The sequence below is a fragment of the Microbacterium sp. genome (assembly GCF_035556355.1).
GTDB lineage: Bacteria > Actinomycetota > Actinomycetes > Actinomycetales > Microbacteriaceae > Microbacterium.
This window is the reverse complement of the sequence record NZ_DATMFG010000008.1, coordinates 1-26,225: the sequence shown is the minus strand read 5'-3', so window position 1 is coordinate 26,225 and position 26,225 is coordinate 1. Positions and strand designations below refer to the sequence as shown.

Genomic DNA, 26,225 nt, shown 5'->3' with positions numbered 1-26,225 from the left:
CCTGATTCTGGGGATTTGGGGATTGCCGTGAAGGTATCTGCACGCACGTGCGCGGGCGCGCCGCTCGAGCCGAACGTCGTCGCCCTCGAAGCGAGCAAGGCGTCGCTGCGTGAAGCCGGCTGCTCGAAGCCGACCCCGAGCCTCTCGACGATCGAGGAGGTGCTGCGCGTCACCGTGTGACGCACAGCCCCGGTCGTCCAACAGACCGGGGCCGGCCGCCGAGCAAGCGACAACCCCCCGTCGCGAGCGACATCCCCCCGTCGCGGATGCCGGTGGCCGGCCCTCTCCCCTCTGCACGGTCGATGCTCGCGCCCCCTCTGCGCGGTCGATGCTCGCGCGCCGTCTGCGCGGCCGATGGGGCACCATGGCGCAGGTCATTGAAAAGCACAACCATTGTCACGTGATCCTTTTTCTGCAATAGTGCGCAGGGAAACGCGTTCATCGCGAAGAAGGGATCAACGTGAAACACAAGAGTCTGGCCGCGCTGACGACGGCCGGGCTTGTTGCGGGCCTCCTGCAGGTCTCAGCAATCCCGGCCGCCGCTGCGCCGGCCCCCGAGGGGGTCTACCGCGGCGACCTCTCGACGGGTTCGCGCTACGTCGTCGATGTGCCCGCCGACTGGAACGGCAAGCTGCTTCTGAACAGCCTCGGCTACATCGGCGGCCCGCCCGGCGGCGAGGCGACCAGCGGGCCGGGCGGAGCCGCAAGGACGTGGCTCCTCGAGCAGGGCTACGCGATGGCTTCGATGAAGCCGACCACGAACGGCTGGGCCGTCGAGGACTTCCTCGAAGAGCAGCCCGAGGTCTATGAGAAGGCGGTCGAGATCCTCGGGCAGGAGCCCGTGGCCACGATCGCGTGGGGCAGCTCGATGGGCGGGCTCATCTCCGCCGCCCTCGCGGAGCGCCACCCCGAGATCATCGACGGAGCGCTCCCGATGTGCGCTTCGGTCGCCGGCGGCGTGGGCATGCTCAACAGCGGCCTCGACGGCGCCTTCGTGTTCAAGACGCTCCTCGCACCCGAGAACGACACCATCGAGCTCGTCAACCTGACGAACGAGTCCGCCAGCACCGCGGCCGCGCGCAGCGTGCTCGACGCGGCACAGGCCACCCCCGAGGGACGCGCACGGGTGGCGTTCGCAGCGGCTGTCGCGAACATCCCGGGCTGGTCGCAGAGCGGTCAGCCGCGCCCCGCCGACGACGACTACGTCGCGCAGCAGGCGCAGCAGGCGTCGCAGGTGATGTTCAGCATCTTCTCGCCGCGCACCCCGCTCGAGGCCCGCGCGGGTGGGAACTTCTCGTGGAACACCGGGGTCGACTACAGCGAGCAGCTGACGAAGTCCGGCATGCGCCACCAGGTGGAGGCGCTGTACGAGATGGCGGGCCTCGACCTCGACGCGGACCTGGCGGCGCTCGCCGCCGCGCCGCGCATCACCGCCGACGCGAGCGCCGTGCAGTACATGCTGCGCAACGCCACGCCCACGGGGAACATCTCCCAGCCCGTGCTGACGCTCCTCGAGAGCGGCGACACGGCACCCGTCGTCACGCAGGCGGAGGCGTACGCCGACGCGGTCGCCGCGGCGGGCAGGTCGGACCTCCTGCGTCAGGCGTTCGTCGACCGCCCCGGCCACTGCGGTTACAGCGCCGCCGAGACGCTCGCAGCGCTCGACGCGCTCGTCGAGCGGATCGACAGCGGCTCCTGGCCCGACACCTCAGCCGCCGCCCTCGACGCGCGTGCGCAGGCGATTCAGGACGGTGCTCCGGCGTTGAACCTCGGAGTCGCGGACTTCGCGGACCTCGACGTGAACGACTTCGCGCGCCCCTACTACCCGCGCGAGACCGTGTCGACGACGGGAACGCTGCCCGATGGAACCCGCTACAGCGCGCTCATCCCGGCGAACTGGAACGGCAAGGCAGGAGTGTTCGCGGGTGCGACCGGCTTCACATCCGCCAGCTACCAGTGGCTCGCCGAGCAGGGCGTCGCCATGGTCGGCTACCAGCTCTCGGGCGACTGGGACCTGGCACGGGATCGCGACAACGCGACCGCGTCGTACGACGTGCTGTCGACGCTCGCGGGCGCCTATCCGTCGGCGACCTTCCAATCCGGGCAGTCGCAGGGCGGGCTCACGACGCGGATCGTCGCGCAGGCGGCTCCCGACTGGCTCGACGGCGCCCTCCCGATGTGCGGCGGCGGTGCCGGTGCGATCAGCATGTGGAATTACAAGCTCGACAGCGCGTTCGTCCTCAAGACGCTCGTCGACCCGAGCTCGCCCATGACGATCACGCGCATCCAGAATGCGAGCGCCGAGAACGCGGCGGCCACCGCGCTGGTCGACACGGCGCGTGAGACGCCGCTGGGTCAGGCGCGCCTCGTGTTAGCGGCCGCGATGTCGAAGATCCCGGTCCTCGACGCACAGGCCGACGAGATCGAAGGCCTGGAGAACCGCATCGACGCGTACGGCCAGTCCATGGCGTTCGCGCTGGGCATCGGCGTCCGCGCCGGATTCGAGGCGACGGTCGGGGGCGGGTTCTCGTGGAACAACGACGTCGACTACCGCGAGCAGCTTCTGGCGTCGGGCCGCATCGACGAGGTGCGCGCGGCGTATGCCCGGGCGGGTGCCGACCTCGAAGCCGACCTCAACACGCTGCAGGCCGCGCCACGCATCACGGCGGACAAGGACGTCGTCGAGCACGTCGAGCGTCTCGCGACGTTCGACGGCGACCTGTCGATCCCGGTGGTCACGCTCCACACGATCGGCGACACCGCGGGCACCACGGCCGACGACGACGCGTACCGTCGCACGGTCGAGCGCGCCGGCGCATCCGACATGCTGCGCGAGACCACCGTGAAGGCGAACGGGCACTGCGCGTTCTCCCACGCCGAGCGCGTCGCGGCGTTCGACCTGCTGCTCGACCGCATCGACTCGGACGAGTTCGACCCTGCGGAACCCGCCGACCTGAACGCCCGCGCGGCCGCGCTCGCCTCGCAGACGGCGCTCGACCTCGGCACCAGTCGGTTCATGTCTCCCGCCGACCTGACGCCGGCTCGGGAGTGGGACGTGCGCAACTGGGGCACCTACAGCCCCGAGAGCCCCGTGCCCGCCGGTCCAACCGTGACGACCGAGGGCGCCGAGGTGCTGCTGGGCGACGCGGCGACGGTGACGCTGGAGTCGTTCACGACGGGTGGCGCCTACGAGCTGTGGCTCGCGCCGAACGGACCCAAGATCGCCGATGTGACGGTCGACGTGAACGGGAGCGCACAGGTCGACGCGACGATCCCGGATTCGCTGGAGCCCGGGCGCCACACCCTCGAGGTGCGCTCTCCGGCCGGAACGCTCGTCGCCGACACCGAGCTGACTGCGCTGCCGACGGCCGCAGTCGCTCCGGCGACGGGCTGCGTGGGCAAGTCCGTGCAGCTGCGGGTCGCGGTGACGAACACGGCGAACGTGCGGGCCGACATCATCGTCGACACGCCGTTCGGCAGCCAGAGCTTCACCAACGTGAAGCCCGGCAAGACGCACAAGGTGCAGATCAACACGAAGTCGGGTTCCATCCCCGCCGGCTCGGTCGGCGTGACGACGACCGTCCGAGGCGACGATGGGCTGAGCTCGACCACCGAGACCGCCTACGCCGGGTTCACCTGCGGGTGAGCCGGCCTCCGGCCCGGGGCCTCGCCCCGGGCCCGGAACGGCGGACATGAGGATGGCCCGGGGCGAGCCCCGGGCCATCCTCATGTCGGTCAGGCGGCGGTGACGCGCACGGGAACGCGCGTGTATCCGAGCTCCGGCATCCGTGCGTACTCGAACGGGCCGACCGCGGTGAACTCGGTCGTCGACGTGAGCAGCTCCCGCAGGGCGATCTGGAGCGCCATCCGCGCCAGCGGCATGCCCGCGCAGCGATGACGGCCACGCCCGAAGCCGAGGTGCTCGGCGATGTTCGGGCGATCGAGGATGAACTCGTCGGGATCGGGGAACTTCTCGGGGTCGCGGTTCGCCGCCGCGTACACGAGCGTCACCGGCTCGCCCGGCTCGATGCGGCGACCGTACATCTCGATGGGCTCCGACACGGTGCGCGAGAAGCCGCGGTACGGCGAGTAGAGGCGGATGAACTCCTCCACCGCGGCGGGGATGAGTTCGGGCTCCGCGCGAAGGCGATCCTGCAGCGCTCGGTCGTCGGAGAGGTGTTTGATGATCGAGCCCAGGACGATGGGCGGCGCCACCATGCCGACGACGAGGGACTGCCTGAGCGCGCCCAGCACGTGCTCCTCGGCGAGCGGCTCGCCGTCGACGCGCTCGCTCAACAGCGAGCTCGCCGGATCGAGCTCGAGCGGGAGCGGCTGCTCCCTGCGGCGCCGCAGCAGATCCGCCGCGATCTCGTACATGACCGCGCTCATGGCGTTGGTCGTCTCGGCGTCGCGCTCGCGCCACGCCGAGACCCACCGGAACGATGTCTCGGCGAGGACCGGCGCGATCTCGGGCTCGAGGTTCAGCCACTCGGTGGTCACCCATGCCGGGAAGTGCACCCCGAAGTCGGTCGCGATGTCGCCCGAGCCCGCTTCGAGAAGCGGTGCGAGCGCCGCCTTCGCCCGCTCGCGCAGGATCGGCTCCAGGCGGACGAGCCGTCCGCGCTGCAGCGTGCGGTCGAGCGCGCGCCGGTACGGCGTATGGGCGGGCGCGTCGAAGTTCAGCGGCGGGCGTCGAAGGCCGCGCGGATCGTGGGGCACGACGGCCTGCACCGAGGAGATGAACGTGCGCGAATCGCTTGCCGCGGCCTTCACGTCTTCGTACCTTGTGAGCGCCCAGAACCCGCCGTACGCCGAACTGCGCGCGAGCGGCGCCTCCTCGCGCAGTCGAGCGTGCTCGGCTCGCACGGCATCGACGTCGTCGAGACCGGTCGGGTCGAAGTCGACGCTGTCTTCGCTCACGTGGGATCCTTGTCTATCGAGTGCCGAGTGCTCTTACTATGCACTTTATCGTTCTTCTGCAATGAAGACTGCAAAGGAATCGGAGAGCCTACGTGGCGACGTCTGACAGCGCGGTGTCGTTGCCGCGCCCGCAGGCCGGAGGGCACCCGCAGCACCTCACGGTCACGCTCCTGGGCGACTTCTGGAAGGGGCATCCGGTCTTCCTCCCCACCGCCGCCATCGTCGACATGCTGCGCCTGCTCGGCGTGAGCGAGCCGAGCGCCCGGTCCGCACTCAGCCGCCTTTCGGGGCGCGGCGTGCTCGTCACCAAGCGCGATGGCCGGGGCACGCTCTATCGCCTCGCGGACGACGTCGATCGGCTCGGCGCAAGCGGCGTGCATCGGATCTTCGACGCCGCTCGCGGCGATGTGCTGCAGGACTGGGACGGCATGTGGACCGTCGTCACGTTCTCGCTGCCGTCCAACCTGCGCACCGAGCGCAGCGCGCTGCGCTCGTCGCTGCGCGCGCTCGGGTTCGCGCCGCTCCAGGACGGCGTGTGGATCTCGCCTGGCGCCTTCTCCCCCGCCGTCGCCGACGCGCTGCGCGGCGCACCCGAAGGCACCGTCTCGGCGTTCCGGGCGAAGCTCGAGTTCCCCGAGTCCCTCGCGTCTCGCCGCGCGGAGCCCGCCACCGCCCTCGAGGAGCTCGGTGACCGATACCGGCGGTTCGTGGAGGTGTTCTCGCCCCTGCTCGAGAAGTTCGAGGCCGGCGCGCTCACCCCCGCAGAGGCATTCGTGGGGCGCGTCTCCCTCATGGACACGTGGCGCGCGCTTTACCACGCCGATCCGCAGCTTCCGTCCGAACTGCTGCCCGACGACTGGGCGCGGCCGGCGGCCGGTGCGCTGCTCATCGCGGCATACGACCGACTCGGACCACTGGCGGAGGAGCACTGCCGCGCGCTGCTCGAGCCGTTCGGACTCGCGGACGAGGACCAGCCCCGCCACTACGTCTCATCGGATGTGCTGACCGCGTAGCCCGCAGACGCTGTGGCCGGAGCCGCCGGCGCCGCGACCTCGTGCGCGGAATCCAGCAGTTCGCGCCAGTTCGCGAACGAGTGACGCCGGATGAGCGTCGCGAGCTCGGCATCGTGCGGCCGGATGATGTCGCGGATCGTCGCCTCGGCATCCGCGCCGAGGGAGTCGTACACCAGTGCGCATCGCGCGTACGCCTCGACCGCGGGCCACCCGTCCGGCAGCAGCCGCCGCGGGATGCTGGGGTCGTGACGCACGATCTGACGCCACTCGGCCATGATGTTCGTCCTCGCGACGAGCGCCTGATCCGCGGGGGTCCGCGCCGATTCCTCCGGCCAGTCGCGCAGGAACGTCTCGTACTCGCCGCGGAGCGCCGGCAGGTCGAAGAGCGACCGGATCGCGGCCTCGGGCGTGAGGCCGGAGAGCTCCGAGGTGGTCAGCGCCACGACGTCCGTCACGCCCGCCTCCTCCGCGAGCTCGAGCGCGACCCGCACCTGGTCGCGCGGACTCACCCACACCGCGTCGTAGAGGCTTCCGAACCCATGCTTGCGCAGGCCGTCGCGGAAGCTGCGCCGGCTCGCCTGCTGCACCTCGGGAACGGTGAACGCCACCACCGTCCACCGCCCGTCCCACTCGGTGCGGAACGGCGGCTCGAAGATGAGCCGCGAGCTCTCCTCGATCTTCGAGAGCACCCGCGGCGACACCGCGTACGCCGTCTGCCGGCCCTCACGGGCCGCGACGAGGAAGCCCCGGTGCGCCAGCCGCTGGATCGCTGCGCGCGCCCCCGCGGCCGTCACGCCGAAGTGCCCGAGCAGGTCGACGAGGGCGGCCGACGGAAGGTGCTCGGAGCGCCCGAACCAGTAGTCGCCCAGCAGGGTCGAGAGCAGTCGCTGCGGACGCGCACCGCCTTGGAAGCGCGGCAGCGGCCGCCCGCTGTAAGACACCATCACCCCGCCCCGTACCAGTCTCGGATCGGATTACAGAATGGCACGGCGGATCCACCGCGCACCAACCTCGAGCGCCAGCACGATGACCAGCAGCCCGAGGACGATCGCGCTCGTCGTCTCGTAGTGCAGCGTGCGCGTCGACTCCTGCAGGAGGAACCCGATGCCTCCCGCTCCGACCACGCCGAGCACGGCGGACTCGCGCAGCGCGAGATCGGACGTGAACATGCCGTTCCCGACGAAGCTGGGCATGAACTGCGGCCACACGCCGGCGACGAACACCTGCAGGCGACCGGCGCCGGCGGACTCGAGGGCGCGCATCGGCAGCGGGTCGAGGTTCTGCAGCGAGTCGGTGAAGAACTTGGCGGCGAGAGCCGTCGACGAGATCGTGAGCGCGAGGAATCCGGGGAACGGCCCCAGGCCGAGCGCCGCGACGAACAGGAGCGCCCACACCAGGTCCGGCACTCCGCGCACGAGCACCACGACGACCCGCAGGATCGTCGAGACGACCGGCACGCGCACGACGAGATCCGTCGAGAGGATCGCGAGGATCAGGCCGATCACGACGCCGAACGTCGTGGCGGTGATCGCCATGAGGAAGCTCTCCCACAGCCCCGCGAACACGGCCGGCGAGAACGCCGGTGGGAACATCCCGATCAGAAGGCGCCACGTCGACTCGAGCGACCGCAGCGCCCGGTCCGGATCGGGGGCGATGACCCACAGAGACCACGCGACGACGGCGATCAGACCCCAGACGGTGATCGCACGGATGACGCGGCGGCGGGTCCATCCGGGTGTCCACGCGTTCCGCCCCGGCGAGAAGAGCATGGCGACGTCGCCCTCGTGCGCGTGCTCCGCGAGGCGACGCTGCACGAGCACCGAGACTCCCTCGAGCACGAGCAGGAGCGCCACGATGACGATGATGATGCCCGCGGCGTATCGGTAGTTGAGCGTTCCGATGGCGGTCTGCAGGGCGACTCCGATGCCGCCCGCGCCCACGATGCCGAGGACCGCCGAGGCGCGCACGTTGATGTCGAGCCGGTACAGCACGATGGCCGCCATGCGCGGCATCGCTCGCGTGAGCGTCGTGGCGATGAAGGTCTGCGCCCGGCGCGCGCCGGCCGCCTCGACCGCGTCCGCTGCGAGTGGGTCCTGCTCTTCGAACGCGTCGGCGAACATCTTGCCGATCATGCCGACCGAGTGCAGCGCGATCGCCAGGCCGCCCGCCGTCGGCCCGAGTCCGAACACACGGACGAGGATGAGCGCGAAGACGAGGCTCGGGATGGCTCGCGTGACCATGATGACGGCACGCGCGAGCCACTGCACGACGCGCGGGCCCGTGAAGCGATCGGATGCCGCGGCCCCCAGCGGCACGGACAGGACCGCCGCGATCGCGGTGCCCGCCACCGCGATGAGCAGCGTCTCGAGGAGCATCCGTGCGACCTCGAGGGGGTTTCCGAAGGTCGGCGGGAACATGCGCTCGACCAGTCGCCCGATGTCGGCCGCACCCGCGATGACCGCCTCGAGCGAGACGCCGATCCACCAGCATCCGTAGATCGTCAGCGCGATGTACACGGCGCACACCAGCAGCACGGGGCTGATGCGCCGCGGCCGCTTGGGCGCGGGCGGCGCCTCGAGGGGCTCGGCCGTGAGAGACGTCGTCATTCCGCTGACTCGCTCGCGCGTCGGTACACCGAGTGGATGTCGTTCCCGGTGGTCTCGGCGGTCGGCTGGTCGAGGATGATCCGCCCCTCTCGCACGGCGACGATGCGGTCGGAGTGCGAGAGGGCGAGGTCGACCTGGTGCAGGCTGCACACGACCGTGAACCCGTCCTCCTGGCTGAGCCGGCGCAGCATCTCGAGCACGTCGACGCTCGCGGTCGGGTCCAGTGAGGCGACGGGCTCATCCGCCAGGACGATCGCGGCGTTCTGCATCAGCGTGCGTGCGATGGCGACGCGCTGCTGCTGACCGCCCGACAGCGTGTCGCACCGCTGGAACCGCTGATCGGCGAGCCCCACTCGATCGAGCATCTCGACGGCACGTTCACGCAGCGCGCGCGGGTAGCTGATGATTCCGTAGCGCGGGGCGCGCAGCCGGCTGAGCGCGCCCATCAGCACGTTCTCGAGCGCGGTGACGCGTCCGACGAGGCCGAACTGCTGGAAGATGAAGCCCACCCTCGCGCGGAGGCGCTGCAACTCACGCCGGGAGCAGTCAGCGGGCGAGGTGTCCAACACGGTGATGGACCCCGACGTCGGCTTGTGCATGCCGTTGATCAGCCGCAGCAGCGTCGACTTGCCGGCCCCGCTCGGACCGACCAGGGCGATGAACTCCCCCGCCGACGCGGTGAAGGAGATGTCGTGCAGAACCTGCTTGTCGTGGAAGCTCTTGTCGACGTGCTCGAACCGGATCCTTGCCGCGGCCGGGGCAGGTGCCCCGCGCTCGACACGCGGGGCACCGTCCTCGTGAGTGGTCACGACCATCAGCTGTCGGCGCGGCAGACGTCCGCCTGGGTCGTCTCGCAGATCTTCGCGATCGGCTCGTAGGCGGCCGCATCCGTCGGGATGAAGGAGAAGGCGCCGGTGCCGCCCCACATGCACGCGGGCTCGCCGGCGAGCTCGCCCCACGAGTCGGGCGCGTCGATCTCGGCGCCCTCGCAGAAGCCGGCCTCGGCCGCGGTCACCGCGTTGTACTTGAGGAGCGCCTCGGTGATCCGCTCCTGGAGGTCGTCGCTGAGCCAGCCGCCGAGGACGAACGGCGGACCGGGGATCGGGTCGGACGTCCAGATGACCTCGACGTCGTCGGGCTCGAGTGCGCCCTGCGCGGGCAGGATGTCGTCGACGAAGGCCTGTGCGGCGTAGGCGAGATCGCAATCGCCCGAGAGGAGGGCGAGGACGGATGCGTCGTGGCCGCCTGCGAACACCGGTGTGATGTCGTTCTCGGCGTCGACGCCCTCTTCGATGAGGCCTGCCGCCGGAGCGAGGTACCCCGTGGAGGATGCGGGATCGGTGAAGCAGACCTTCTGGCCCGCGGCCTCCGAGATCGCGGAGATTCCGTCGCCCGCGCGCACCAGACCGTAGGCCGAGATCGACGGGTCTGCACCCGGTGCGCGCTCGTCGACGGCGACGGGGACGACGTCTGCGACGCCGGTGGCCAAGTAGTAGCTGAACGCGCCGTACACCGCGATGTCGACCCGCTCCGCCACCTGCGCCTCGATGACGCCGGCGTTGCTGCTGACCGGCTCGAACCGCACCGGGATGTCGAGCTCGTGCTCGAGCGCGGCCACGACCGGGGCGAACGCAGCCTCGAGGCTCTCGCTGTCTTCGCTCGGGACGGCGGCGAAGACGAGCTCCGTGGGCTCGTCTTCGGCCCCGTTGCCGGCTGCGGGGGCATTCGGACTCTGGCCGCATCCGGCCAGCAGCAGCGCTGCTGCGCCGCACGCCGCGAGGAATGCCGCTGACGTCTTACGCATCTGACACCTTGCCTTCTTCTTCGAGGATGCGCTACCTCGCGCATCATATGGGGTATCGGTCAGCCCAAAATGTGTGGCCTATTGGTCACACCACTACGTGCTTGCCCCCACCCAACCACGTATCGTTCCCGTGGTCAATGATTGACGAAATCAAGATTCGCGGGAACGAGATCGCGCGGCACGCGGACGGTCATGACGTCGAACGGCTCCCCGTCGCCGTATGCGCCGTTGAACAGCGGGACCGCCTCCGGAGCGAGGGCCGTGTCGATCCGCCACATCACGACGTCGCCGTCGAGGACGGGGGGCGACGGATGCAGCGCCACCAGATCCGCTCCCTCGGCGGCGAGCACACCTCCGGGCTCGATGTTCACGACCGGCCGATCGAGCGCGATCCGCAGGGCTCCGAAGTGGGCGGCGATCGTCACCGCGCCCGCGAACGCCACCGATGGCCAACCCGGCTGCTCCGCCGCGAGCGGGAAGTAGAGCTCGCGGCCCGTCGTCATCGCGGCGCCGCCCGAGAAGTCCCAGCGCGCGTCGTCGAGACGCCGAACGTAGTCGACGAAGGATCGCTTGATCCCCCACGCCATGCCGACGTCGGCACGCTCGGGAAGGCGATCGGGGTGCGGCGACACACGGGTCACCCTAGTCCAGCCCATCGTCGCGTTCGCGCGCCGAGGTCTGAGTGAGCCTCTGCCCGAGGGTCGTCGTCAGGCGCCGACGAGCAGCCCCGAGTACCAGTGGCCGAGGGCCTCGCCGGCGAACACACCGATCCACGCGCCGGCGATCATCCACGGCCCGAACGGAATGGCCGTCTTGCGGCCCGCCCGCCTCGCGAGCAGGAGCACGACGCCGAACAGCCCGCCGAGGAGGAAGGCGGCGAACGCACCGACCGCCAACGCGCCCCACCCGATCCAGCCGAGATAGAACCCGAGAAGGCCCGCGAGCTTGACGTCGCCGCCGCCCATGCCGCTCGGTCGCACGAGGCGAAGCGTGAAGTAGAAGACGTAGAGGGCCGCCATTCCGATGACCGCGCGGAGCAAGGCGACAAGGTCGCCCGAGAGGAGCGCCGCGGCCGTGAGGAGTGCGGCCGCCACGGCGTAGCTCGGCAGCACGATGCGGTTCGGCAGTCGGTGCGTGCGCAGATCGATCACCGTGAGCACGACCGAGATGACCGCGAGGTAGAGCAGCGCGACGACGACGAGCGCGAGTGCGATGTCGCTGGATCCGGGCATCCGTCAGATCCTCGTCGTCAGTCGACCGTGTCGAGCCGCACCGTGCAGACGTCTCCGAGCTCGAGGCCCTCGGCCTTGCGCACGGCCTTCTTGAGCGGGAGCGCGTAGGTGTCGCCGCTCGGGAAGATCGAGGTCATCCACTCGGTGGCGCCGATGCGCACACGCACGCGAACGGACCCGAAGCCTCGAGGCATGCGCGGTACTTCGCGGATGTCGGCGCTGAGTTCTTCAGGAACGGTCACGAACAGCCAGCCGTCGTCGGTGCGTGCCTGCCAGCGCCAGATCTCGGCCTCGAACTCGAACTGCACGACTTCACGCTAGTCGCGGCCGCCGACACGTCTGACGTCCCATCAGCGTCCGGCCGCGGGCGCCCAGCCGTCTTCGTCGGTCCAGTTGTCGGCATCCGTCGCCCACTGCTCGGTGGTCTCGGGAGACCACGTGCCCGCCGCGGGCGCGCCGTCGTCGCGCCGGTGCCAGGGCGCACCCTCGGGCCAACTCGTGGCGAACGTCGGGAACACCTTCCACACGCGCTTGCCGATGGCGAGGGGCGTCTTGAACGGCCGCGCCGACACGGGCATGCGCAGCTGCGGGTCGTAGCGGACGCCGTCGGATCGCCGCAGACGGATCGTGAGGTCGAGGTCGTCGTGCACTCGTGGGTTCGTGCGGTCGACCTTGTCGCGCACGCGCTCCCACACACGCGTGCGCATCGCGAAGTTCGACCCGAACACGAGCGGCACGCCGAGCCACTTCGGGATCAGACGGTGGCCCAGACCGACGTACCAGTGGTCGCCGATGTGATTCACGAGTCGGTTGCCGCCGTAGAACTCGGATGCGCCGCTGAGCACGCCCAGCGACGGATCGGCGACGAACGCGCGGACGATGCGCGCGATCCAGTCCGGGTGCGGCCGGGAGTCGGCGTCGAGCCGCGCGATGATGTCGGTGTCGGCCATGGCTTCGTCGTAGCCGCGGGCAGCGGCGGGCCAGATGCCGACGAGTTCCTCGCGGATCACCTCCGCGCCGTGACGGCGGGCGACGGATGCTGAGCCGTCCGTGCTGCCGTTGTCGACGACGATCACGCGATCGGCGCGCCGGGTCTGCGCGTCGAGCGCTTTCAGGCACTCCTCGAGGAACTCCGCATCGTTACGGCACGGGATGACCACCGTGACACGGAGTTGGAGAGGCACCGTCTCACCATACTCCTGCCCGAAAGCACGGGGCGGGAGACACGTCCGGATGCGGGACGGGTGTCGGAACGCGGGACTACGCTGACCGCATGCGCGGGTCGGAGCGGCCGGATCCCGACGCGAGAGTACCGGATGCGCCGGATGCTCCCGCCGCGGCCGCTCGCGCTCGAAACGGCGTGTCCGAGGGTGAGCTTCGCATCGTCCCCGCGAACCAGGCGCCGTGGGACGACCTCCAGGCGATCCTCACCGGAACCGCAGGACGGTGCCAGTGCGAGCGACAGCGGCTCGGCGACCGCGACTGGTGGCACCTCCCGGTCGCGGAGCGTGCGGCGATCTTCCGTGCGGAGACGCACTGCGGGGATCCCCGAGCGAAGGAGACGATCGGTCTGGTCGCGTACCTGGACGGTGAGCCCACGGGCTGGTGCGCGGTCGACCGGCGGGGCGTGTACGGCCGGGTGCGCGGCTCCCCCGTGCCGTGGAAGGAGCGTCCGTTCGAGAGCAAGGACGACGACACCGTGTGGGCGATCCCGTGCCTCGTCGTGCGGAAGGGCTACCGCCACCGACACCTCACGTACGACCTCGTCGCCGCGGCGGTCGAATACGCGCGCGAGCGCGGGGCGCGGGCGATCGAGGGCTACCCGCTCCTCACGGGCGGCAAGGAGATCATCTGGGACGAGATGAGCGTCGGCTCCGTCGGCGCGTTCGCATCCGCGGGGTTCCGTGAGGTGTCGCATCCGACGAAGCGGCGTGTCGTCATGCGCCTCGATCTCTGACACTCCGACCACCATCGAATCCGACCCGCCGTCCTGAATAGAGTGGGCCCGTGCACTACCTGCGTGACGGTGTGTTCATTCTGGGGTGGTTCAGCCTTCTGGGCGCGGTGTGGTTCTGGTGGGCATCCGAAGCGCCACCGCGGCGCGCACGCCCCGTGGCTCGGTGTCGGGCTCGCGCTCAGTGTGCTCGGCGCGCTCGTCGGCGGCTTCTACACGTGGCGGTTCTGGACCACGCAGTCGATGCTCGACGGCCGAGTGGAGGTCTTCGGACTCGTCCTCGCCGCGACGATCGTGGTCGCCGTCGTGACGTGGGTCGTGCTGGCGCGCACCGGCCGCGAAGCGTCGATCCCGCTCTCGGTCGCGGTGGTCGTCGCGTTGCACTTCGTCCCCCTCGCGTACCTCCTCGGCGACTGGGGACTCGTCGTGCTCGCACTCGGCCAGATCGTGCTGACCGTGCTCGCCTCGCGCTTCGCGAAGCGGCGCGAGCTCGCGCCGAGCTATCCGATCGGGGTCGTGATGGGCGTCTCGCTGCTCGGGTCCGCCGTCGTCGCCGCCGTGCTGTGGCTCCCCCGCGCCCTCGCGGCCTGAGCCGCGCGCGACCTCACCACTGCGGGTGGATCGACGCGCGCAGCCGCCGGTCGTAGACCTCGTGCACGACGCGGTCGAACCCTTCGAGGTCGAACCCCCCGTCCAGCAGGGCGGCCGCTTCGGCGTTCGACTCCGCCTGACGCACGTTGCGCGCGCCGGGGATCACGCTCGTGACGCCGGGACGCGACGCGATCCACGCGAGGGTCGCGGCCGGCAGCGAGACTTCCTCGGGGAGGGCTTCGGCGAGCTCGGATGCCGCGGCCAGCCCCTCTTCGTAGTCCACGCCCGAGAACGTCTCGCCCCGGTCGAACGCCTCGCCGTGGCGGTTGTACGTGCGGTGATCGTCTGCGGCGAACGTCGTCGAACGCGTGTACTTGCCCGAGAGGAGTCCCGATGCGAGCGGCACGCGCGCGAAGATCGCGACGCCCGCCTCGGCGGCGGCGGGAAGCACTTCGTCGAGCGGCTTGAGCCGGAACGGGTTGAAGATGATCTGCACGTTCGTGACGTTCGGGCGCGCGATCGCCGCGAGCGCCTGCGCGCAGGTTTCGACCGACACACCGTACGCCGCGATCACGCCTTCGGCGACGAGCTCGTCGAGGGCGTCGTAGGTGGCGTCGGCCTCGATCACCGACGTCGGCGGGCAGTGCAGCTGCACGAGGTCGAGCGTGTCGACGCCGAGGTTGTTGCGTGAGCGCTCGGTCCACGCGCGGAAGTTCTCGGGCGAGTAGTTCTCGTGCAGCTGCGGCAGGCGGCGGCCCATCTTCGTCGCGACCGTGATGCCGTGGCCGGGGCGCTCGGCGAGGAATCGGCCGATGATCGACTCGCTGCGCCCGTCGCCGTACACGTCGGCGGTGTCGAACAGGGTGACGCCGTGATCGACGGATGCCGCGAGCACCGCCCTGGCGTCATCCTCGCTCACGGCACCCCAGTCCGCGCCGAGCTGCCAGGTGCCCAGTCCGATGGCCGAGATGTCGCGTCCGGTGCGTCCGAGGGGTCGTTGCTGCATGCGTTACAGCATGCCACCGGCACCACCCGCCCGGACGCCCGTCCCCCGGTCGCTGAGCGAGCGAAGCTGCGCTCCCTCGCTTCGCGTTCGGGTCAGCGACCGCGCTCGCGCGCGACGAGCTCACGCGCCGCGGGCGCGACCTCGGCGCCGAAGCGCTCGGTCATCGCGATGTCGTCGCCGCCGATGACGAAAGCACTGATGCCGTAGTTGAGCGCCATGTCGGCGATGTGGTCCACCCATGCCTCGGGCGGACCGTTGAGCAATCCGCGCTCGCTCGGCGCGAAGCCCACGCGCATGAAGTTGAACACCCGACGCACGTCGGCCGGGTCACGCCCCGCTTCCACCGCGGCGGCGTCGATGCGCGCGTTTGCGTCGGGCACGCCGGCAAGACCGCCCTCGATGTACTCGAGCGTCGGGAGCCAGCCGTCGCCCATCGCGCCCGTGAGCTCCAGCATCCGCGGCTTGTATGCGCCCACCCAGATCCCGATGTCGTGGGCAGGACGCGGACCGCGCTTGGCGCCCTTCGCGGTGTAGTACGTGCCCTCGACTCGCACGATCTCGGGGTTGTCGACGTCCCACAGCTCGCGGATGATCTGGATCGCCTCCTTGAGCGCGGTGACGCCCTGCCCCGGCGTGAGCTTGCGTCCACCCATCGCGGCGATCGCGTCCCAGAATCCTCCCGCGCCGATGCCGAGCTCGAAGCGCCCGCCGCTGAGGATGTCGAGCGACGCCGCCGCGCGCGCGAGCACGGCCGGCGGCCGCAGCGGCAGGTTGGCGACGTTGGCGCTCAGGTGCACGTTCTCGGTGCGGGCGGCGGCGAAGGCGAGCAGCGTCGACGTGTCGAAGAACGCCGGCTGGTACGGGTGGTCCTGGAACGTCACGAGGTCGAGGCCGGCACGATCGGTCGCGACCGCCATGTCGAGCACGTGCTCGGCGTTGTCGGCCGTCGGGGTGACGAAGGTGCCGAAGAGCAGGTCGTGGCCGTAGTCGGTCATGCGATCGCCTCCGAAGGGGTCTGTGCGGCTGCGAGCGAAGGCTCGTCCGCGGGGTCGATGTTGAAGTTGTCGCGCAGGAGGTTGTGGGGATCGTATCGGCGCTTGAGCTCGCGCAGGCGGTCGAGCACCCGCGGAGGGAACGCGTCGCGCAGCGTCTCCGGCGTGCGCTCGGTCTCGAAGCTGAGATACAGCCCCTCCGTGTGGTGACGCAGTGGCGCCCACGCGCGGTCCAGCCGGTCGTCACGCGCTCCCATCGCGGTCACGTGGAACGCGGGCGAGCGGAAGGCGAAGGCTGTGGCATCCGGTTCGACGTCGGCGATCGCGCCGCCCATCGCGCGCAGCTGGAAGAAGTACACGGCGCCCGTGGCGAGCATCTCGGCGGCATCGTGCGCGAACTCGGGTGTGAGCTCGCCGATGAACGCCGAGCGCGAGTGCGGTTCGCCGTGCCCGTGGTGCCCTTCGGCCCCGACGTCGGCCGCCATGGCCATGACCGACTCGTACGACGTCATGACGACCTGCTGCTCGGCGAGCACCCCGAGCTCGAGGAACGGCGTGAGCCGCTCGACGACGGTGTCGGGATCCGGGTTGTCGACGATGCCGTACAGCTGGAGTCGCGCCACGCCCTGCCGAGGCTGCCCCGTCACGAGGAACACGGTCGTGTCGCGAGGCGCCGCGCTCGCCAGCTCACCGTAGCGACGCAGAGAACGTTCGAGGTCGTCCGTCATGAACATCAGCTGCGCCCACCCGACGTCACCCACCTCCGAGACCTCGAACTCGAAGGCCGTGGCGACGCCGAAGTTGGCACCCGCGCCGCGCACGCCCCAGAAGAGGTCGGCGTTCTCGGTCGGAGTCGCGCGCACGAGACGGCCATCGGGCAGGACGAGCTCGACCGCACGGAGGTGATCGATCGTGAGACCGTGCTTTCGCGAGAGGAGACCGATGCCGCCCGCGGTCGCGAGACCGCCGACGCCCACTCCCCCGTAGTCGCCCGAGCCGAGCGCCCAGCCGTACGGCGCGAGCGCCGCGGCGACGCGCTTCCACGTCGCGCCGGGACCGACGTGCACGAGGCGTCGCTCGACGTCGAGCACCTCGATCGAGTTCATCGCCCCGACGTCGATCACGATCCCGCCCTCGTTCGTCGAGCGGCCGCTGATGCCGTGGCCGGCGCTGCGGATGCCGAGCGGGAGATCCGGATGCCGGCGCGCGAACGCGAGTGCGTCGGCGACCTCGTCCGGGGTGCGGGGGCGCAGCACGAGCCCTGGCCGCCCGCCGCGGAGGTACGTCGACGCGACCGATGCGTACTCGGCGTCGCCCGGCTCGACGGCGGTCTCGGTGAGCGACTCGGGCACGTCGTCGTAGTCGATCCCGGCGACCCGCCGCGCGCGAGCAGCCGCGGACCGCCGACGCCCCGTGATCCCGGCGCGTTCCGGCACGAAGGACGTGACGCGGTCGACTTCCTCGAGCGACGCCACGGGCACGACGACCGGCAGGCCGTCGCGCTCCGCCAGGGCGGCGAGAGTCGCAGCGTCTGCGTCGGCGGATGCCACGACCCACGCCGCGGCATCCGTGATGACACGTCCGCGCGCCAGTCTCTCGAGGCTCTCGCGCGCTCGTCCGATCACGCTGGGGTATGCGGCGGTGCTGTCGGTCGGGTCGGGAGCCGTCGGAAGGGGCCGGTCGATGCCGATGCCGATACTCTTCGTGGCGCCGGCGAGCCATGTCGCGAGGGTCCACGGGTCGATCCCTCCGTCCGCCGTCGAGGAATCGACGACGACGAGGTCGAGCCCACGCTCTTCCGCCCGTCGGGCGAGCTCGGTGACGGCGGCTGCCTGCCGTGCGTCCGTCGCCCGCACGGCGATGCCGAGTTCGATGTCCATTGTTCCTTCCCGCTCCGCGCCGGGTGCGCGGAGAGCCGAAGCCGCCGGAGGCGGCACGACTCCTGTAACGCGCGGCGAAAGATGATATTCCCCACAGATCACTGTCATGACAACTGATCTGGCGTACCATTGATGCATGGCAGCCGATGATCCGCGGCATCCGCCGATCACCCAGGACTTCGGGTGGGCGCTCGGCGTGCTCCTGCGCGCGTATCGCGATCGCATGGCGCCGATCCTCACCGACTTCCCGCAGAGCACCCGCGGCTACGAGACGCTCGCAGAAGTCGTCGTCAACGGCCCGCAGCCGAGTCAGCTCGCCCTCGCGCAACGGCTCGGCATCGACCGCACGGTCATGACCTACCTCGTCGACGACCTCGAAGAGGCGGGCCTGCTCACGCGCCGCCCGAACGCCGAAGACCGCCGGCAGCGCCGCATCGTCGCCACGAAACGCGGCGAGGAGGTCGCCGGCGAGCTGTGCGCCCTCGTCGCGGGCGCCGAGCAGGAGGCGCTCGCGGCTCTCGATCCGGACGAGCGGGCGGAGTTCCACCGGCTTCTCATGAAGGCGGCGGCCGGTGCGGCTGCAGAGGACTCCCCCGCGTCCGACGCGCCAAGGGAGGCGCCGGCGACCGCGTGACGCGTCACTCGCGCGAGCTCAGCACCCCCGCTGCCCGTGCGGGTGCGGCGTACGCCTCGGCCAGCGACGCGATCGTGTCGTGCGCGTTGAGCCCGCTCGGGTTCGGCACGACCCACAGCTCCGCGCCCGCGAGCGTCTCGGGCTGCCTGCCGGCGACCGCACGCGGTCGGCGGAACCCCGTCCGGTAGGCGGTGAGTCCGACGATCGCGACGACGCGCGGGCGCCAGCGCGCGGCATCCGCCTCGAGCCTTTCGGCTCCCGCCCGAAGCTCGTCGCGAGTGAGCTCATCCGCGCGCACCGTCGCCCGGTTCACGAAGTTCGAGATGCCGATGCCGGCGTCGAGGAACATGCGTCGGTCGTCGGGTGAGAGCCCCGCGCCGGCACCGTCGATGCGCGGCACCCGGGGGATGACGCCCGCCGCGACGAGCGCGGGATAGAAGCGGTTGCCCGGATGCGCGAACGGCACACCGGTCGCGGCGGTCCACAGGCCCGGGTTGATGCCGACGAAGACGAGCCGCGGATGCTCGGGCATGAGATCGGGGATGCCGCGGCCGCGATACGACTCCAGTTCGGCGCGGGTGAATCCCATCGCCCCAGTCTCCCCCAGCGGCGCGCAAGACCGCGCCTCCTTGCATCTCCAGGATACCGAGGGGGTGGGGCCTTGCCGCAAGACCCCCGGTCAGAGGCACAATTGACCCTCCCCGACGGAGCTGAGGACGTGACTCGACCGACCACACACGTATTCGACCTTCCCGACAACCTCGCCGCCAAAGCCGATCCGCATCTCGTTGCGGACGACGAGCGCCACTTCGCGCTCATGGCCGAGACCCTCGACAGCGAGATCGCCGACTTGTCCGCGCGGCTCGACGCAGAACGGCTCGCCCCCGCGGGATCGGGCCAAGCCGCGCTCGACCGCGACCTCGAGATCCACCGCCTGACGTCGCGCCTGCGCACCCTGCGGCGCTTCCGCCTCGACCTGTGCCTCGGACGCATCGTGCGCGAGGGAGACCCTGAGCCGATCTACATCGGCCGCCTCGGCCTGAGCGACCGCACAGGCGAGCCGCTCCTCATCGACTGGCGCGCGCCCGCAGCGGAGCCGTTCTTCGCGGCGACCCACGCGAACCCGCAGGGAATCGTGAGCCGGCGCCGCTACCGCTGGACGAACGGACGCATCACCGACTACTGGGACGAGGTGTTCACCCCCGATGGCCTCGAGCAGCCGGTCGCGCTCGACGAGGAGTCGGCTTTCATCGCAAGCCTCGGCGCGAGCCGGTCTCCGCGCATGCGCGATGTGCTGAGCACGATCCAGGCGGATCAGGATGCGATCATCCGCGCCGACTCCCGCGGTGCGCTCGTCGTCGACGGCGGCCCCGGCACGGGCAAGACCGTCGTCGCCCTCCACCGCACGGCCTACCTGCTCTACTCCGACCCGAGGCTCGGCCATCGGCGCGGCGGCGTGCTGTTCGTGGGCCCGCACGAGCCCTACCTCGCGTACGTCTCGGACGTGCTTCCCAGCCTCGGCGAGGAGGGCGTGCTCACCGCGACGCTGCGCGACCTCGTGACCGAGGGTGCGACAGCCGGGATCGAGACGGATGCCGCGGTCGCCCGCCTCAAGGAGACCGCCGATGTCGACCGGATCATCGAGCGCGCGGTCCGGTATCACGAGGAGCCACCCGCCCGGCCGATGCTCGTCGAGACCCCGTGGATCGACGTCGTGCTCACGCCCGACGACTGGGCTGAGGCGTTCGATGCCGCCGACCCCGCTTCGACGCACAACGACGCGCGCGACGACGTGTGGGAGGCGCTGTTGGAGATCCTCCTCGACAGGCTCGAGGGCGAGGCATCCGAATCGGCCCTCCGTCGCGCGCTGCGCGCGAACGACGCGCTGACGTCGGCCTTCACGCGCGCCTGGCCGATCCTCGACGCCGCAGGAGTCGTCGCCGACCTGTGGTCGGTGCCGGCGTATCTCAAGGTGTGCGCGCCCTGGTTGACGGCGGAAGAACGACGGATGCTGCAGCGGCCGGATCCACGCGCGTGGACCGAGTCCGACCTGCCGTTCCTCGACGTCGCGCGCCGACGCATCGGCGACCCCGAGGCCGGTCGGCGCCGTCGTGAGCGCGAGGCGCACCTCGCCGCCGAGCAGGAGGAGCGCTCCCGCGTCGTCGACCACCTCATCGAGGCGGACGACAGCGAGATGCTCATCATGTCGATGCTGCGTGGGCAGGATTTCACGAACACGCTCGTCGACGACGCCGCGCTGCCGAGCTACACCCCCGATGTGCTCGCGGGCCCGTTCGCGCACATCGTGATCGACGAGGCGCAAGAGCTGACCGACGCGCAATGGCGGATGCTGCTGAGCCGCTGCCCGTCGCGCAGCTTCACGATCGTCGGCAACCGCGCGCAAGCCCGCCACGGCTTCACAGAGTCGTGGGAGGAGCGGCTCGCGCGCATCGGGTTCCGCGACGTGCGCGTGTCGTCGCTCACGATCAACTACCGCACGCCCGAGGAGGTCATGGCCGAGGCGGCGCCGGTCATCCGGGCGGCGCTGCCCGACGCGAACGTGCCGACGTCGATCCGCTCGACAGGTGTGCCGGTGCGGTACGGCACGGCGGACGAGCGCGACGCGATCCTCGACGAGTGGCTCGCCACCCACGACGAGGGCGTCGCCGCCGTGATCGGCGATCCGACGTTCGCGGGGTCGCGTCGCATCCGGTCGCTCACCCCCGTCACCGCGAAGGGTCTCGAGTTCGATCTCGTCGTGCTGGTCGATCCCGAGTCGTTCGGCGAGGGGATCGAGGGCGCCGTCGACCGCTACGTGTCGATGACGCGCGCGACGCAGCGGCTCGTGATCCTCACGCGCTGATCACGCGCTGACGACACACCGGAAACCGATGTGCGTCGTCGCGGAATCCTCGGCCTGCGGCGAGCGCGCAGCCGGCCGGAACCGCAGACAGTACTCGGGCGAGCACAGGTACGACCCGCCCTTGAGCACGCGGCGCGGGATCGTCGACCCGGGTTCGGGGCTCGCGGCGCGCGGCAGGTCGACCCGGCCCTCCGCGTCGACCTGCGGCGTCCCCGGCACGATATGCCACGGCACGTAGTAATCGGTCGTCCACTCCCATGTGTTGCCGATGAGGTCGTACACGCCATAGCCGTTCGGCGGGTAGGACCCGACGGGTGCGGTGTCGGCGCCGAAGCGACCGCGGTTCTCGTACGGGAACCGCCCGATCCACGAGTTCGCCTGCGCGACGCCGTCCGGGAAGGGCTCGCTCCCCCACGCGAACCGCTCGGCGTCGGCGCCGCCGCGCGCCGCGTACTCGTGCTCGGTCTCGGTCGGAAGGCGCTTGCCCGCCCAGTCCGCATAGGCCGAGGCATCCGCGAAGGACACATGCACCACCGGATGCCGCGACCGCCCCTCGAGCGACGACTCGGGTCCGAACGGGTGGCGCCACGACGCGCCGGGCTCCCACCGCCACCACTGGCGCCAGTCGCTCAGGTCCACGGGACCGGAGGTCGGTGTGAAGACGAGCGAGCCGGGTGCGAGGTCTTCCGGCGCGACACCGGGATACTGCGCCGGATCGAGCGATTGCTCGGCGGTCGTGACGTACCTCGTGTCGGCGACGAACTCGGCGAACTGCTCGTTCGTGACGGCGAAGCGGTCGATCCGGAACTCCTCGACGACGCGGTGGTGCACGGGCTGCTCATCGGGGTAGAACTCGTCGGAGCCCATGCGGAACGTGCCCGCCGGGATCCGGACCATCGAATCGTCGGTCACGTGCTCATGCTAGGCGGGCTCGAACACCACCAAGGGGGGTGTCGTGCGAGCGCGGGCGCGGACTGATGGAGGTCGCCGCCGCTTGAGCCACCACGCGGGCCGTGCTCACGAACCACCGGGGCGGAACGCGGGCGGGTGCTTCGGTCGGTTCGTCCATTCGTGACTGCTTCCGTCGCACGGCCGGTGACGCGAGTCAGTCTGGCAGAGGGGTGGTGCCTCTGGAAGCGGACAGACGAACCGTGACTCTCAGACCGCCGCCTTCGCGTGGGCGCACGTCGAGCGTGCCGTCGTGCGCGCGCACGATGCGGTCCACGATGGCGAGGCCCAGGCCGACCCCGGCGTGGTCCGTGCGGACGCGCTCGGCTCCGCGCCGGAACGGCTCGGTGAGAGTCGCGACGAGCGTCGGGCTGAGCACCTCGCCGGTGTTGTCGATCTCGAGCACGGCGGACAGTCCCTCCACGCGGGTGCGCAGGTCGACGGACCCGCCGCTCGGCAGGTTGTGGACGATCGCGTTGTGGAGGAGGTTCGTGGTCAGTTGCAGAAGGAGAGCGTTCGACCCGAAGACGGTGGCGGGCTCCGCCCGCATCCGGATCGACACCGCGCGGGTTTCGGCGAGCGGCTGTAGCGCCTCGGCGGCTTCTTCGGCCACGAGCGAGAGGTCGACGTCTTCACGGGTGAACGCCCGGCCGTCGGCGCGGCTCAGCGTGAGGAGGGCCTCGGTCAGCTCGATCGCGCGGGCGTTGACGGTGTGCAGGTGCTCGAGGAGCGCCTCGGTGTCGCGATCCGGATCCTTGCGCGCCACGTCGAGCAGCGCCTGCGTGATCGTGAGCGGCGTGCGCAGCTCGTGCGACGCGTTCGCCGCGAAGCGCCGCTGCTCGTCCACGTGCGCCTCGAGCTGCGCGAGCATCGTGTCGAAGCTGTCGGCGAGCTCGCGGAACTCGTCGCTGCGCCCTTCGAGCTCGATGCGGTGCGACAGCGAGCCGTCGGCCGCTCTGCGCGTCGCGGCGGTGATGCGCGTGAGCGGCGCCAGCATCCGTCCCGCGAGGAACCAGCCGCCTGCCAGCCCGAAGACGAGCAGGAAGAGAAGCGCCCACCCCGCGGCCGGCGCGAACGCGCGCACGAGGTCGCCGCGATTGGGGACGAACGGCCCGGGGCCGGTGATCGGCCCGGCCGGCACGTACCGCAGCAGGAAGAGCCACACGACCGCGAGCAGCAACACGCCGGCGACCATGAGGAACCCCGCGTAACTCAGGGTGAGCTTGAGGCGGATGCTGACGCCCGGAGCTCTATCCGCCATCGTCGCCTCCATCGCCGGCGCCGACGGGCACCTCGATCCGATACCCCACCCCCGGCACGGTCGCGATGACCCACGGCTCGCCGAGCCGCTTGCGCAGCGCCGACACCGTGATGCGCACGGCGTTCGTGAAGGGGTCCGCGTTCTCATCCCACGCGCGCTCGAGCAGCTCCTCCGCGCTGATGACGCCGCCCTGCGCGGCCATGAGCACCTCGAGCACCGCGAACTGCTTGCGCGTGAGCGGCACGTACCGGCCATCGCGGTACACCTCGCGACGGAACGGATCCAGCCGCAGGCCCGCGATCTCGAGCACGGGCGGCCTCGCATGCCCGCGCCGACGGCCGAGCGCACGCAGCCTCAGCACGAGCTCCTGCATCGCGAACGGCTTGGTGAGGTAGTCATCCGCCCCGAGCTCGAACCCCGACGCCTTGTCGTCGAGGCGGTCGGCAGCGGTCAGCATGAGGATCGGCGTGCCGCTGCCCGAAGCGACGATGCTCGCGGCCACCTCATCGCCCGACGGGCCCGGGATGTCGCGATCGAGCACCGCCACGTCATACGCGTTGACCGCGAGGAGCTCGAGCGCGGTGTGCCCGTCGCCCGCGATGTCGGCGGCGATCGCTTCGAGGCGCAGGCCGTCGCGGATCGCCTCGGCGAGGAGGGGTTCGTCCTCGACGACCAGTACGCGCATGGGTCGATCCTAGGAACCGACGCATATCGTCCGCGTATGGAGAACCGCATACGCCCTCGCAACACGTCGGTTGCTGAGCTGGCGTCATGCCAAGACAGTCATCGGAAGTCGTCGTCCGCAGGACGATCGGCCTCGCCCTTCTCGGCACCGTCATCGCGGGGGCGGCGCTCGTCGGGAGCCTCGTGCTCCAGACGGTGCCTTCTTCGGCGGACTCGGTTGCGAGCACACCCGCCGCTCCCCCGCTGCTGGGCCCGGACGGCTCTCTCCCCGACGGCGTGACGGTGTTCGACGACGAATACGCGGGCGTCGCGCGGATCTCGCCGGAGCTGCTGGAGGCGCTGCGCGCCGCGGCGACGGCGGCGGAGGCCGACGGCATCCGGTTCTTCATCAACAGCGGCTGGCGCTCACCGGAGTATCAGAATCGACTGCTCGACGAAGCCGTGGCGGAGTACGGATCGCGCGAGGAGGCGGCGAAATGGGTCGCCACGGCCGAGACGTCACCGCACGTGACCGGCGACGCGGTGGATGTGGGTGAGACGGATGCGACGTCCTGGCTCTCGCAGCACGGCGCCGCGTTCGGGCTGTGCCAGATCTACGCGAACGAACGATGGCACTACGAACTGCGGCCGGAGGCTGTCACGCACGGGTGCCCGCGGATGTATCCGGATCCGACCTTCGATCCGCGGATGCGGGGGCAAGGGTTCAACTGATGCGGAGCTCGGCGATCCGACCGTCGCGGAGCGTGAAGGCGAGCGGCCCGCGGCCGTTGAACCCGTTCCCGGTGACGTCGATCGTGACGACCCAGTCGTCCGGTCCGTCCCCCTTTTGCGACGTCGACGACTTCGAAGTGGGACTGCTCGCCGATGTTGTCGGTGCGGTCCCAGCTGCGCACACCGTCGTGGCCGTGGAATTCGCGGCCCCAGTCGTTCAGGTACGCGTTCTTCGGTGAACGCGGCGACGAAGCGATCGGAATCGCCGGCATTGGTCGCCTCGACGAACTCGCGGATCGGGTCGGGCAGTTGCAGTTCGGACATCGTGACCTCCCTGGTCCGAGGTTAGCGGCGCGGGGTGCGCGACAGTCTCCACCCGGTCAGCGCGATCACCACGAGGGCGACGAGGCTGAGTCCGGTGAGCCCGGCTGCGAGCCCGGCGATGTCCGCGACGACCGCGAGGCCGAGGACGGGGAGGATCATGCCGAGGTAGGCGGCGAGGAACATTCCGGCGACCACCTCGCCCCTCGCGGAGGCGTCGGCCAGGGATCGGGCTTCGACCATCGCGGCCTTGAAGACGAGCCCGGCGCCCGCGCCGCCGACCGCGGCGCCCGCGAGGAACACCGCGAGCCCCCCACCCAGCCCCGTGACGAGCAGGAGCGCGTACCCCCCGGCGAGAGTCACCAGCCCGATGGCGAGCTGGCGGGCCGCCGTCACGTGCGTCGCGACGAGCTGGGCGATCACCGCGATCGCGAACACCACGCCGCTGACGAGGCCGGTCACGGCGGTGGAGGTGACGCCGAGCGTCGTGATGAGGATCTTCGGAGAGAGCGATGTGAAGAGCCCGAACAGGGAGAAGGCGAGGAACGCGCCCACCGCCAGGAGGAAGTAGCGCGCGCGGCCGGCGCGCGGAACGACGACGCGCTGAGGTCGATACGACCGCTCATGGCGTGTGACCGTCTCGGGGGTGAACGCGATGGCGATCGCCGCGAGGGCGAGGAGCACCAGGAAGATCAGGTAGACGGTCGTGAGGGGGCGCGGCAGGGTGGCGGCGAGGACGCCTGCGATCACCGGGCCGACGCCCAGGCCTCCGAGGTTCGCGGTGGTCGTCACGGCGTCCGCGAGG

Annotated in this window: 25 protein-coding genes; 8 read left to right on the top strand and 17 right to left on the bottom strand. The window is 70.7% G+C overall.

What is annotated here, in order from left to right; translation table 11 throughout:
* The first annotated feature begins 27 nt into the window (after nucleotides 1-27).
* Together VNR19_RS01345 and VNR19_RS01340 are read left to right on the top strand one after the other, a co-directional pair.
* On the top strand, nucleotides 28-180 hold the full coding sequence (locus tag VNR19_RS01345) for a hypothetical protein (protein ID WP_325723149.1): 153 nt from the start codon (nucleotides 28-30) through the stop codon (nucleotides 178-180).
* Between the two features lie 280 nt (nucleotides 181-460).
* Nucleotides 461-3,646, top strand: coding sequence for an alpha/beta hydrolase family protein (locus VNR19_RS01340; RefSeq protein WP_325723147.1), 3,186 nt, complete (start codon nucleotides 461-463; stop codon nucleotides 3,644-3,646).
* An 89-nt stretch (nucleotides 3,647-3,735) separates the two neighbouring features.
* Here the strand turns inward: VNR19_RS01340 and VNR19_RS01335 are convergent, their stop codons facing one another.
* On the bottom strand, nucleotides 3,736-4,920 hold the full coding sequence (locus VNR19_RS01335) for a cytochrome P450 (RefSeq protein ID WP_325723146.1): 1,185 nt from the start codon (nucleotides 4,918-4,920) through the stop codon (nucleotides 3,736-3,738).
* 92 nt (nucleotides 4,921-5,012) lie between these two features.
* On the opposite strand from VNR19_RS01335, the gene VNR19_RS01330 reads away from it, so the two are divergent.
* Nucleotides 5,013-5,933: a PaaX family transcriptional regulator gene (locus tag VNR19_RS01330; RefSeq protein ID WP_325723144.1), complete on the top strand. Its 921-nt coding sequence runs from the start codon at nucleotides 5,013-5,015 to the stop codon at nucleotides 5,931-5,933.
* On the opposite strand, the gene VNR19_RS01325 is transcribed toward VNR19_RS01330, so the two are convergent.
* From VNR19_RS01325 to VNR19_RS01290, 8 genes are all read right to left on the bottom strand, one after another.
* Nucleotides 5,903-6,877 carry a PaaX family transcriptional regulator gene (locus VNR19_RS01325; protein WP_325723142.1) on the bottom strand — a complete coding sequence of 325 codons (975 nt, stop codon included), beginning with the start codon at nucleotides 6,875-6,877 and terminating at the stop codon, nucleotides 5,903-5,905. The genes VNR19_RS01330 and VNR19_RS01325 overlap by 31 nt on opposite strands.
* A 30-nt stretch (nucleotides 6,878-6,907) precedes the next feature.
* Nucleotides 6,908-8,539: a phosphonate ABC transporter, permease protein PhnE gene (gene phnE / locus VNR19_RS01320; protein WP_325723140.1), complete on the bottom strand. Its 1,632-nt coding sequence runs from the start codon at nucleotides 8,537-8,539 to the stop codon at nucleotides 6,908-6,910.
* A complete protein-coding gene (gene phnC, locus VNR19_RS01315) occupies nucleotides 8,536-9,348 on the bottom strand; it encodes a phosphonate ABC transporter ATP-binding protein (protein WP_325723138.1) in 813 nt (270 codons plus the stop codon). Before phnC ends, phnE begins: the two co-directional genes overlap by 4 nt.
* 5 nt (nucleotides 9,349-9,353) lie before the next feature.
* On the bottom strand, nucleotides 9,354-10,343 hold the full coding sequence (gene phnD, locus VNR19_RS01310; protein WP_325723136.1) for a phosphate/phosphite/phosphonate ABC transporter substrate-binding protein: 990 nt from the start codon (nucleotides 10,341-10,343) through the stop codon (nucleotides 9,354-9,356).
* A 134-nt stretch (nucleotides 10,344-10,477) separates the two neighbouring features.
* Nucleotides 10,478-10,975, bottom strand: a complete 498-nt coding sequence (locus VNR19_RS01305; protein ID WP_325723134.1) for an HtaA domain-containing protein — start codon at nucleotides 10,973-10,975, stop codon at nucleotides 10,478-10,480.
* A 75-nt stretch (nucleotides 10,976-11,050) separates the two neighbouring features.
* Nucleotides 11,051-11,575, bottom strand: a complete 525-nt coding sequence (locus tag VNR19_RS01300; RefSeq protein WP_325723132.1) for a prepilin peptidase — start codon at nucleotides 11,573-11,575, stop codon at nucleotides 11,051-11,053.
* 17 nt (nucleotides 11,576-11,592) lie between these two features.
* Nucleotides 11,593-11,883: a DUF1905 domain-containing protein gene (locus tag VNR19_RS01295; RefSeq protein ID WP_325723130.1), complete on the bottom strand. Its 291-nt coding sequence runs from the start codon at nucleotides 11,881-11,883 to the stop codon at nucleotides 11,593-11,595.
* A 42-nt stretch (nucleotides 11,884-11,925) separates the two neighbouring features.
* A complete protein-coding gene (locus tag VNR19_RS01290; RefSeq protein ID WP_325723128.1) occupies nucleotides 11,926-12,759 on the bottom strand; it encodes a glycosyltransferase family 2 protein in 834 nt (277 codons plus the stop codon).
* An 89-nt stretch (nucleotides 12,760-12,848) separates the two neighbouring features.
* Here VNR19_RS01290 and VNR19_RS01285 point away from each other — a divergent pair, with 89 nt between their 5' ends.
* Entirely contained in the window at nucleotides 12,849-13,532 is a 684-nt protein-coding gene (locus VNR19_RS01285; RefSeq protein ID WP_325723125.1) for a GNAT family N-acetyltransferase, read from the top strand.
* A gap of 63 nt (nucleotides 13,533-13,595) precedes the next feature.
* The gene (locus VNR19_RS01280) at nucleotides 13,596-14,120 is read left to right on the top strand and encodes a hypothetical protein (RefSeq protein ID WP_325723123.1); all 525 of its coding nucleotides are present in this window, start codon (nucleotides 13,596-13,598) and stop codon (nucleotides 14,118-14,120) included.
* A 13-nt stretch (nucleotides 14,121-14,133) separates the two neighbouring features.
* Here VNR19_RS01280 and VNR19_RS01275 read toward each other — a convergent pair whose 3' ends face one another.
* From VNR19_RS01275 to VNR19_RS01265, 3 genes are all read right to left on the bottom strand, one after another.
* Nucleotides 14,134-15,126: an aldo/keto reductase gene (locus VNR19_RS01275; protein WP_325723121.1), complete on the bottom strand. Its 993-nt coding sequence runs from the start codon at nucleotides 15,124-15,126 to the stop codon at nucleotides 14,134-14,136.
* Between the two features lie 92 nt (nucleotides 15,127-15,218).
* Nucleotides 15,219-16,121 carry an LLM class flavin-dependent oxidoreductase gene (locus VNR19_RS01270; RefSeq protein WP_325723119.1) on the bottom strand — a complete coding sequence of 301 codons (903 nt, stop codon included), beginning with the start codon at nucleotides 16,119-16,121 and terminating at the stop codon, nucleotides 15,219-15,221.
* A complete protein-coding gene (locus tag VNR19_RS01265) occupies nucleotides 16,118-17,998 on the bottom strand; it encodes an FAD-binding protein (protein ID WP_325723117.1) in 1,881 nt (626 codons plus the stop codon). Before VNR19_RS01265 ends, VNR19_RS01270 begins: the two co-directional genes overlap by 4 nt.
* A gap of 136 nt (nucleotides 17,999-18,134) precedes the next feature.
* On the opposite strand from VNR19_RS01265, the gene VNR19_RS01260 reads away from it, so the two are divergent.
* The gene (locus VNR19_RS01260) at nucleotides 18,135-18,632 is read left to right on the top strand and encodes a MarR family winged helix-turn-helix transcriptional regulator (RefSeq protein WP_325723115.1); all 498 of its coding nucleotides are present in this window, start codon (nucleotides 18,135-18,137) and stop codon (nucleotides 18,630-18,632) included.
* 4 nt (nucleotides 18,633-18,636) lie between these two features.
* Here VNR19_RS01260 and VNR19_RS01255 read toward each other — a convergent pair whose 3' ends face one another.
* Nucleotides 18,637-19,221, bottom strand: a complete 585-nt coding sequence (locus tag VNR19_RS01255) for a mismatch-specific DNA-glycosylase (RefSeq protein WP_325723113.1) — start codon at nucleotides 19,219-19,221, stop codon at nucleotides 18,637-18,639.
* Between the two features lie 129 nt (nucleotides 19,222-19,350).
* Between VNR19_RS01255 and helR the strand changes: the two genes are divergently transcribed.
* On the top strand, nucleotides 19,351-21,495 hold the full coding sequence (gene helR / locus VNR19_RS01250; protein WP_325723111.1) for an RNA polymerase recycling motor ATPase HelR: 2,145 nt from the start codon (nucleotides 19,351-19,353) through the stop codon (nucleotides 21,493-21,495).
* On the opposite strand, the gene VNR19_RS01245 is transcribed toward helR, so the two are convergent.
* The 3 genes from VNR19_RS01245 to VNR19_RS01235 all read right to left on the bottom strand — a co-directional run bounded on the left by VNR19_RS01245 (nucleotide 21,496) and on the right by VNR19_RS01235 (nucleotide 24,389).
* A complete protein-coding gene (locus VNR19_RS01245; RefSeq protein ID WP_325723304.1) occupies nucleotides 21,496-22,392 on the bottom strand; it encodes a formylglycine-generating enzyme family protein in 897 nt (298 codons plus the stop codon).
* Nucleotides 22,393-22,600: 208 nt separating this feature from the next.
* A complete protein-coding gene (locus tag VNR19_RS01240) occupies nucleotides 22,601-23,704 on the bottom strand; it encodes a sensor histidine kinase (RefSeq protein WP_325723109.1) in 1,104 nt (367 codons plus the stop codon).
* A complete protein-coding gene (locus tag VNR19_RS01235; RefSeq protein ID WP_325723107.1) occupies nucleotides 23,694-24,389 on the bottom strand; it encodes a response regulator transcription factor in 696 nt (231 codons plus the stop codon). The genes VNR19_RS01240 and VNR19_RS01235 overlap by 11 nt, the downstream gene beginning before the upstream one ends.
* An 86-nt stretch (nucleotides 24,390-24,475) precedes the next feature.
* On the opposite strand from VNR19_RS01235, the gene VNR19_RS01230 reads away from it, so the two are divergent.
* The gene (locus tag VNR19_RS01230) at nucleotides 24,476-25,099 is read left to right on the top strand and encodes a M15 family metallopeptidase (RefSeq protein WP_325723105.1); all 624 of its coding nucleotides are present in this window, start codon (nucleotides 24,476-24,478) and stop codon (nucleotides 25,097-25,099) included.
* Nucleotides 25,100-25,444: 345 nt separating this feature from the next.
* Here the strand turns inward: VNR19_RS01230 and VNR19_RS01225 are convergent.
* Nucleotides 25,445-26,225, bottom strand: a 781-nt coding sequence (locus tag VNR19_RS01225; protein WP_325723103.1) for an MFS transporter, incomplete at its 5' end; no start/stop codon positions are given.

Bases quoted from the DNA above. Each gene is read 5' to 3' on its own strand.
- VNR19_RS01325 (WP_325723142.1), bottom strand. From the start codon at position 6,877: ATGGTGTCTTACAGCGGGCGGCCGCTGCCGCGCTTCCAAGGCGGTGCG.
- phnE (WP_325723140.1), bottom strand. From the start codon at position 8,539: ATGACGACGTCTCTCACGGCCGAGCCCCTCGAGGCGCCGCCCGCGCCC.
- phnD (WP_325723136.1), bottom strand. From the start codon at position 10,343: ATGCGTAAGACGTCAGCGGCATTCCTCGCGGCGTGCGGCGCAGCAGCG.
- VNR19_RS01300 (WP_325723132.1), bottom strand. From the start codon at position 11,575: ATGCCCGGATCCAGCGACATCGCACTCGCGCTCGTCGTCGTCGCGCTG.
- VNR19_RS01285 (WP_325723125.1), top strand. From the start codon at position 12,849: ATGCGCGGGTCGGAGCGGCCGGATCCCGACGCGAGAGTACCGGATGCG.
- VNR19_RS01275 (WP_325723121.1), bottom strand. From the start codon at position 15,126: ATGCAGCAACGACCCCTCGGACGCACCGGACGCGACATCTCGGCCATC.
- VNR19_RS01270 (WP_325723119.1), bottom strand. From the start codon at position 16,121: ATGACCGACTACGGCCACGACCTGCTCTTCGGCACCTTCGTCACCCCG.
- VNR19_RS01265 (WP_325723117.1), bottom strand. From the start codon at position 17,998: ATGGACATCGAACTCGGCATCGCCGTGCGGGCGACGGACGCACGGCAG.
- VNR19_RS01260 (WP_325723115.1), top strand. From the start codon at position 18,135: ATGGCAGCCGATGATCCGCGGCATCCGCCGATCACCCAGGACTTCGGG.
- VNR19_RS01255 (WP_325723113.1), bottom strand. From the start codon at position 19,221: ATGGGATTCACCCGCGCCGAACTGGAGTCGTATCGCGGCCGCGGCATC.
- VNR19_RS01245 (WP_325723304.1), bottom strand. From the start codon at position 22,392: ATGGTCCGGATCCCGGCGGGCACGTTCCGCATGGGCTCCGACGAGTTC.
- VNR19_RS01240 (WP_325723109.1), bottom strand. From the start codon at position 23,704: ATGGCGGATAGAGCTCCGGGCGTCAGCATCCGCCTCAAGCTCACCCTG.
- VNR19_RS01235 (WP_325723107.1), bottom strand. From the start codon at position 24,389: ATGCGCGTACTGGTCGTCGAGGACGAACCCCTCCTCGCCGAGGCGATC.
- VNR19_RS01230 (WP_325723105.1), top strand. From the start codon at position 24,476: ATGCCAAGACAGTCATCGGAAGTCGTCGTCCGCAGGACGATCGGCCTC.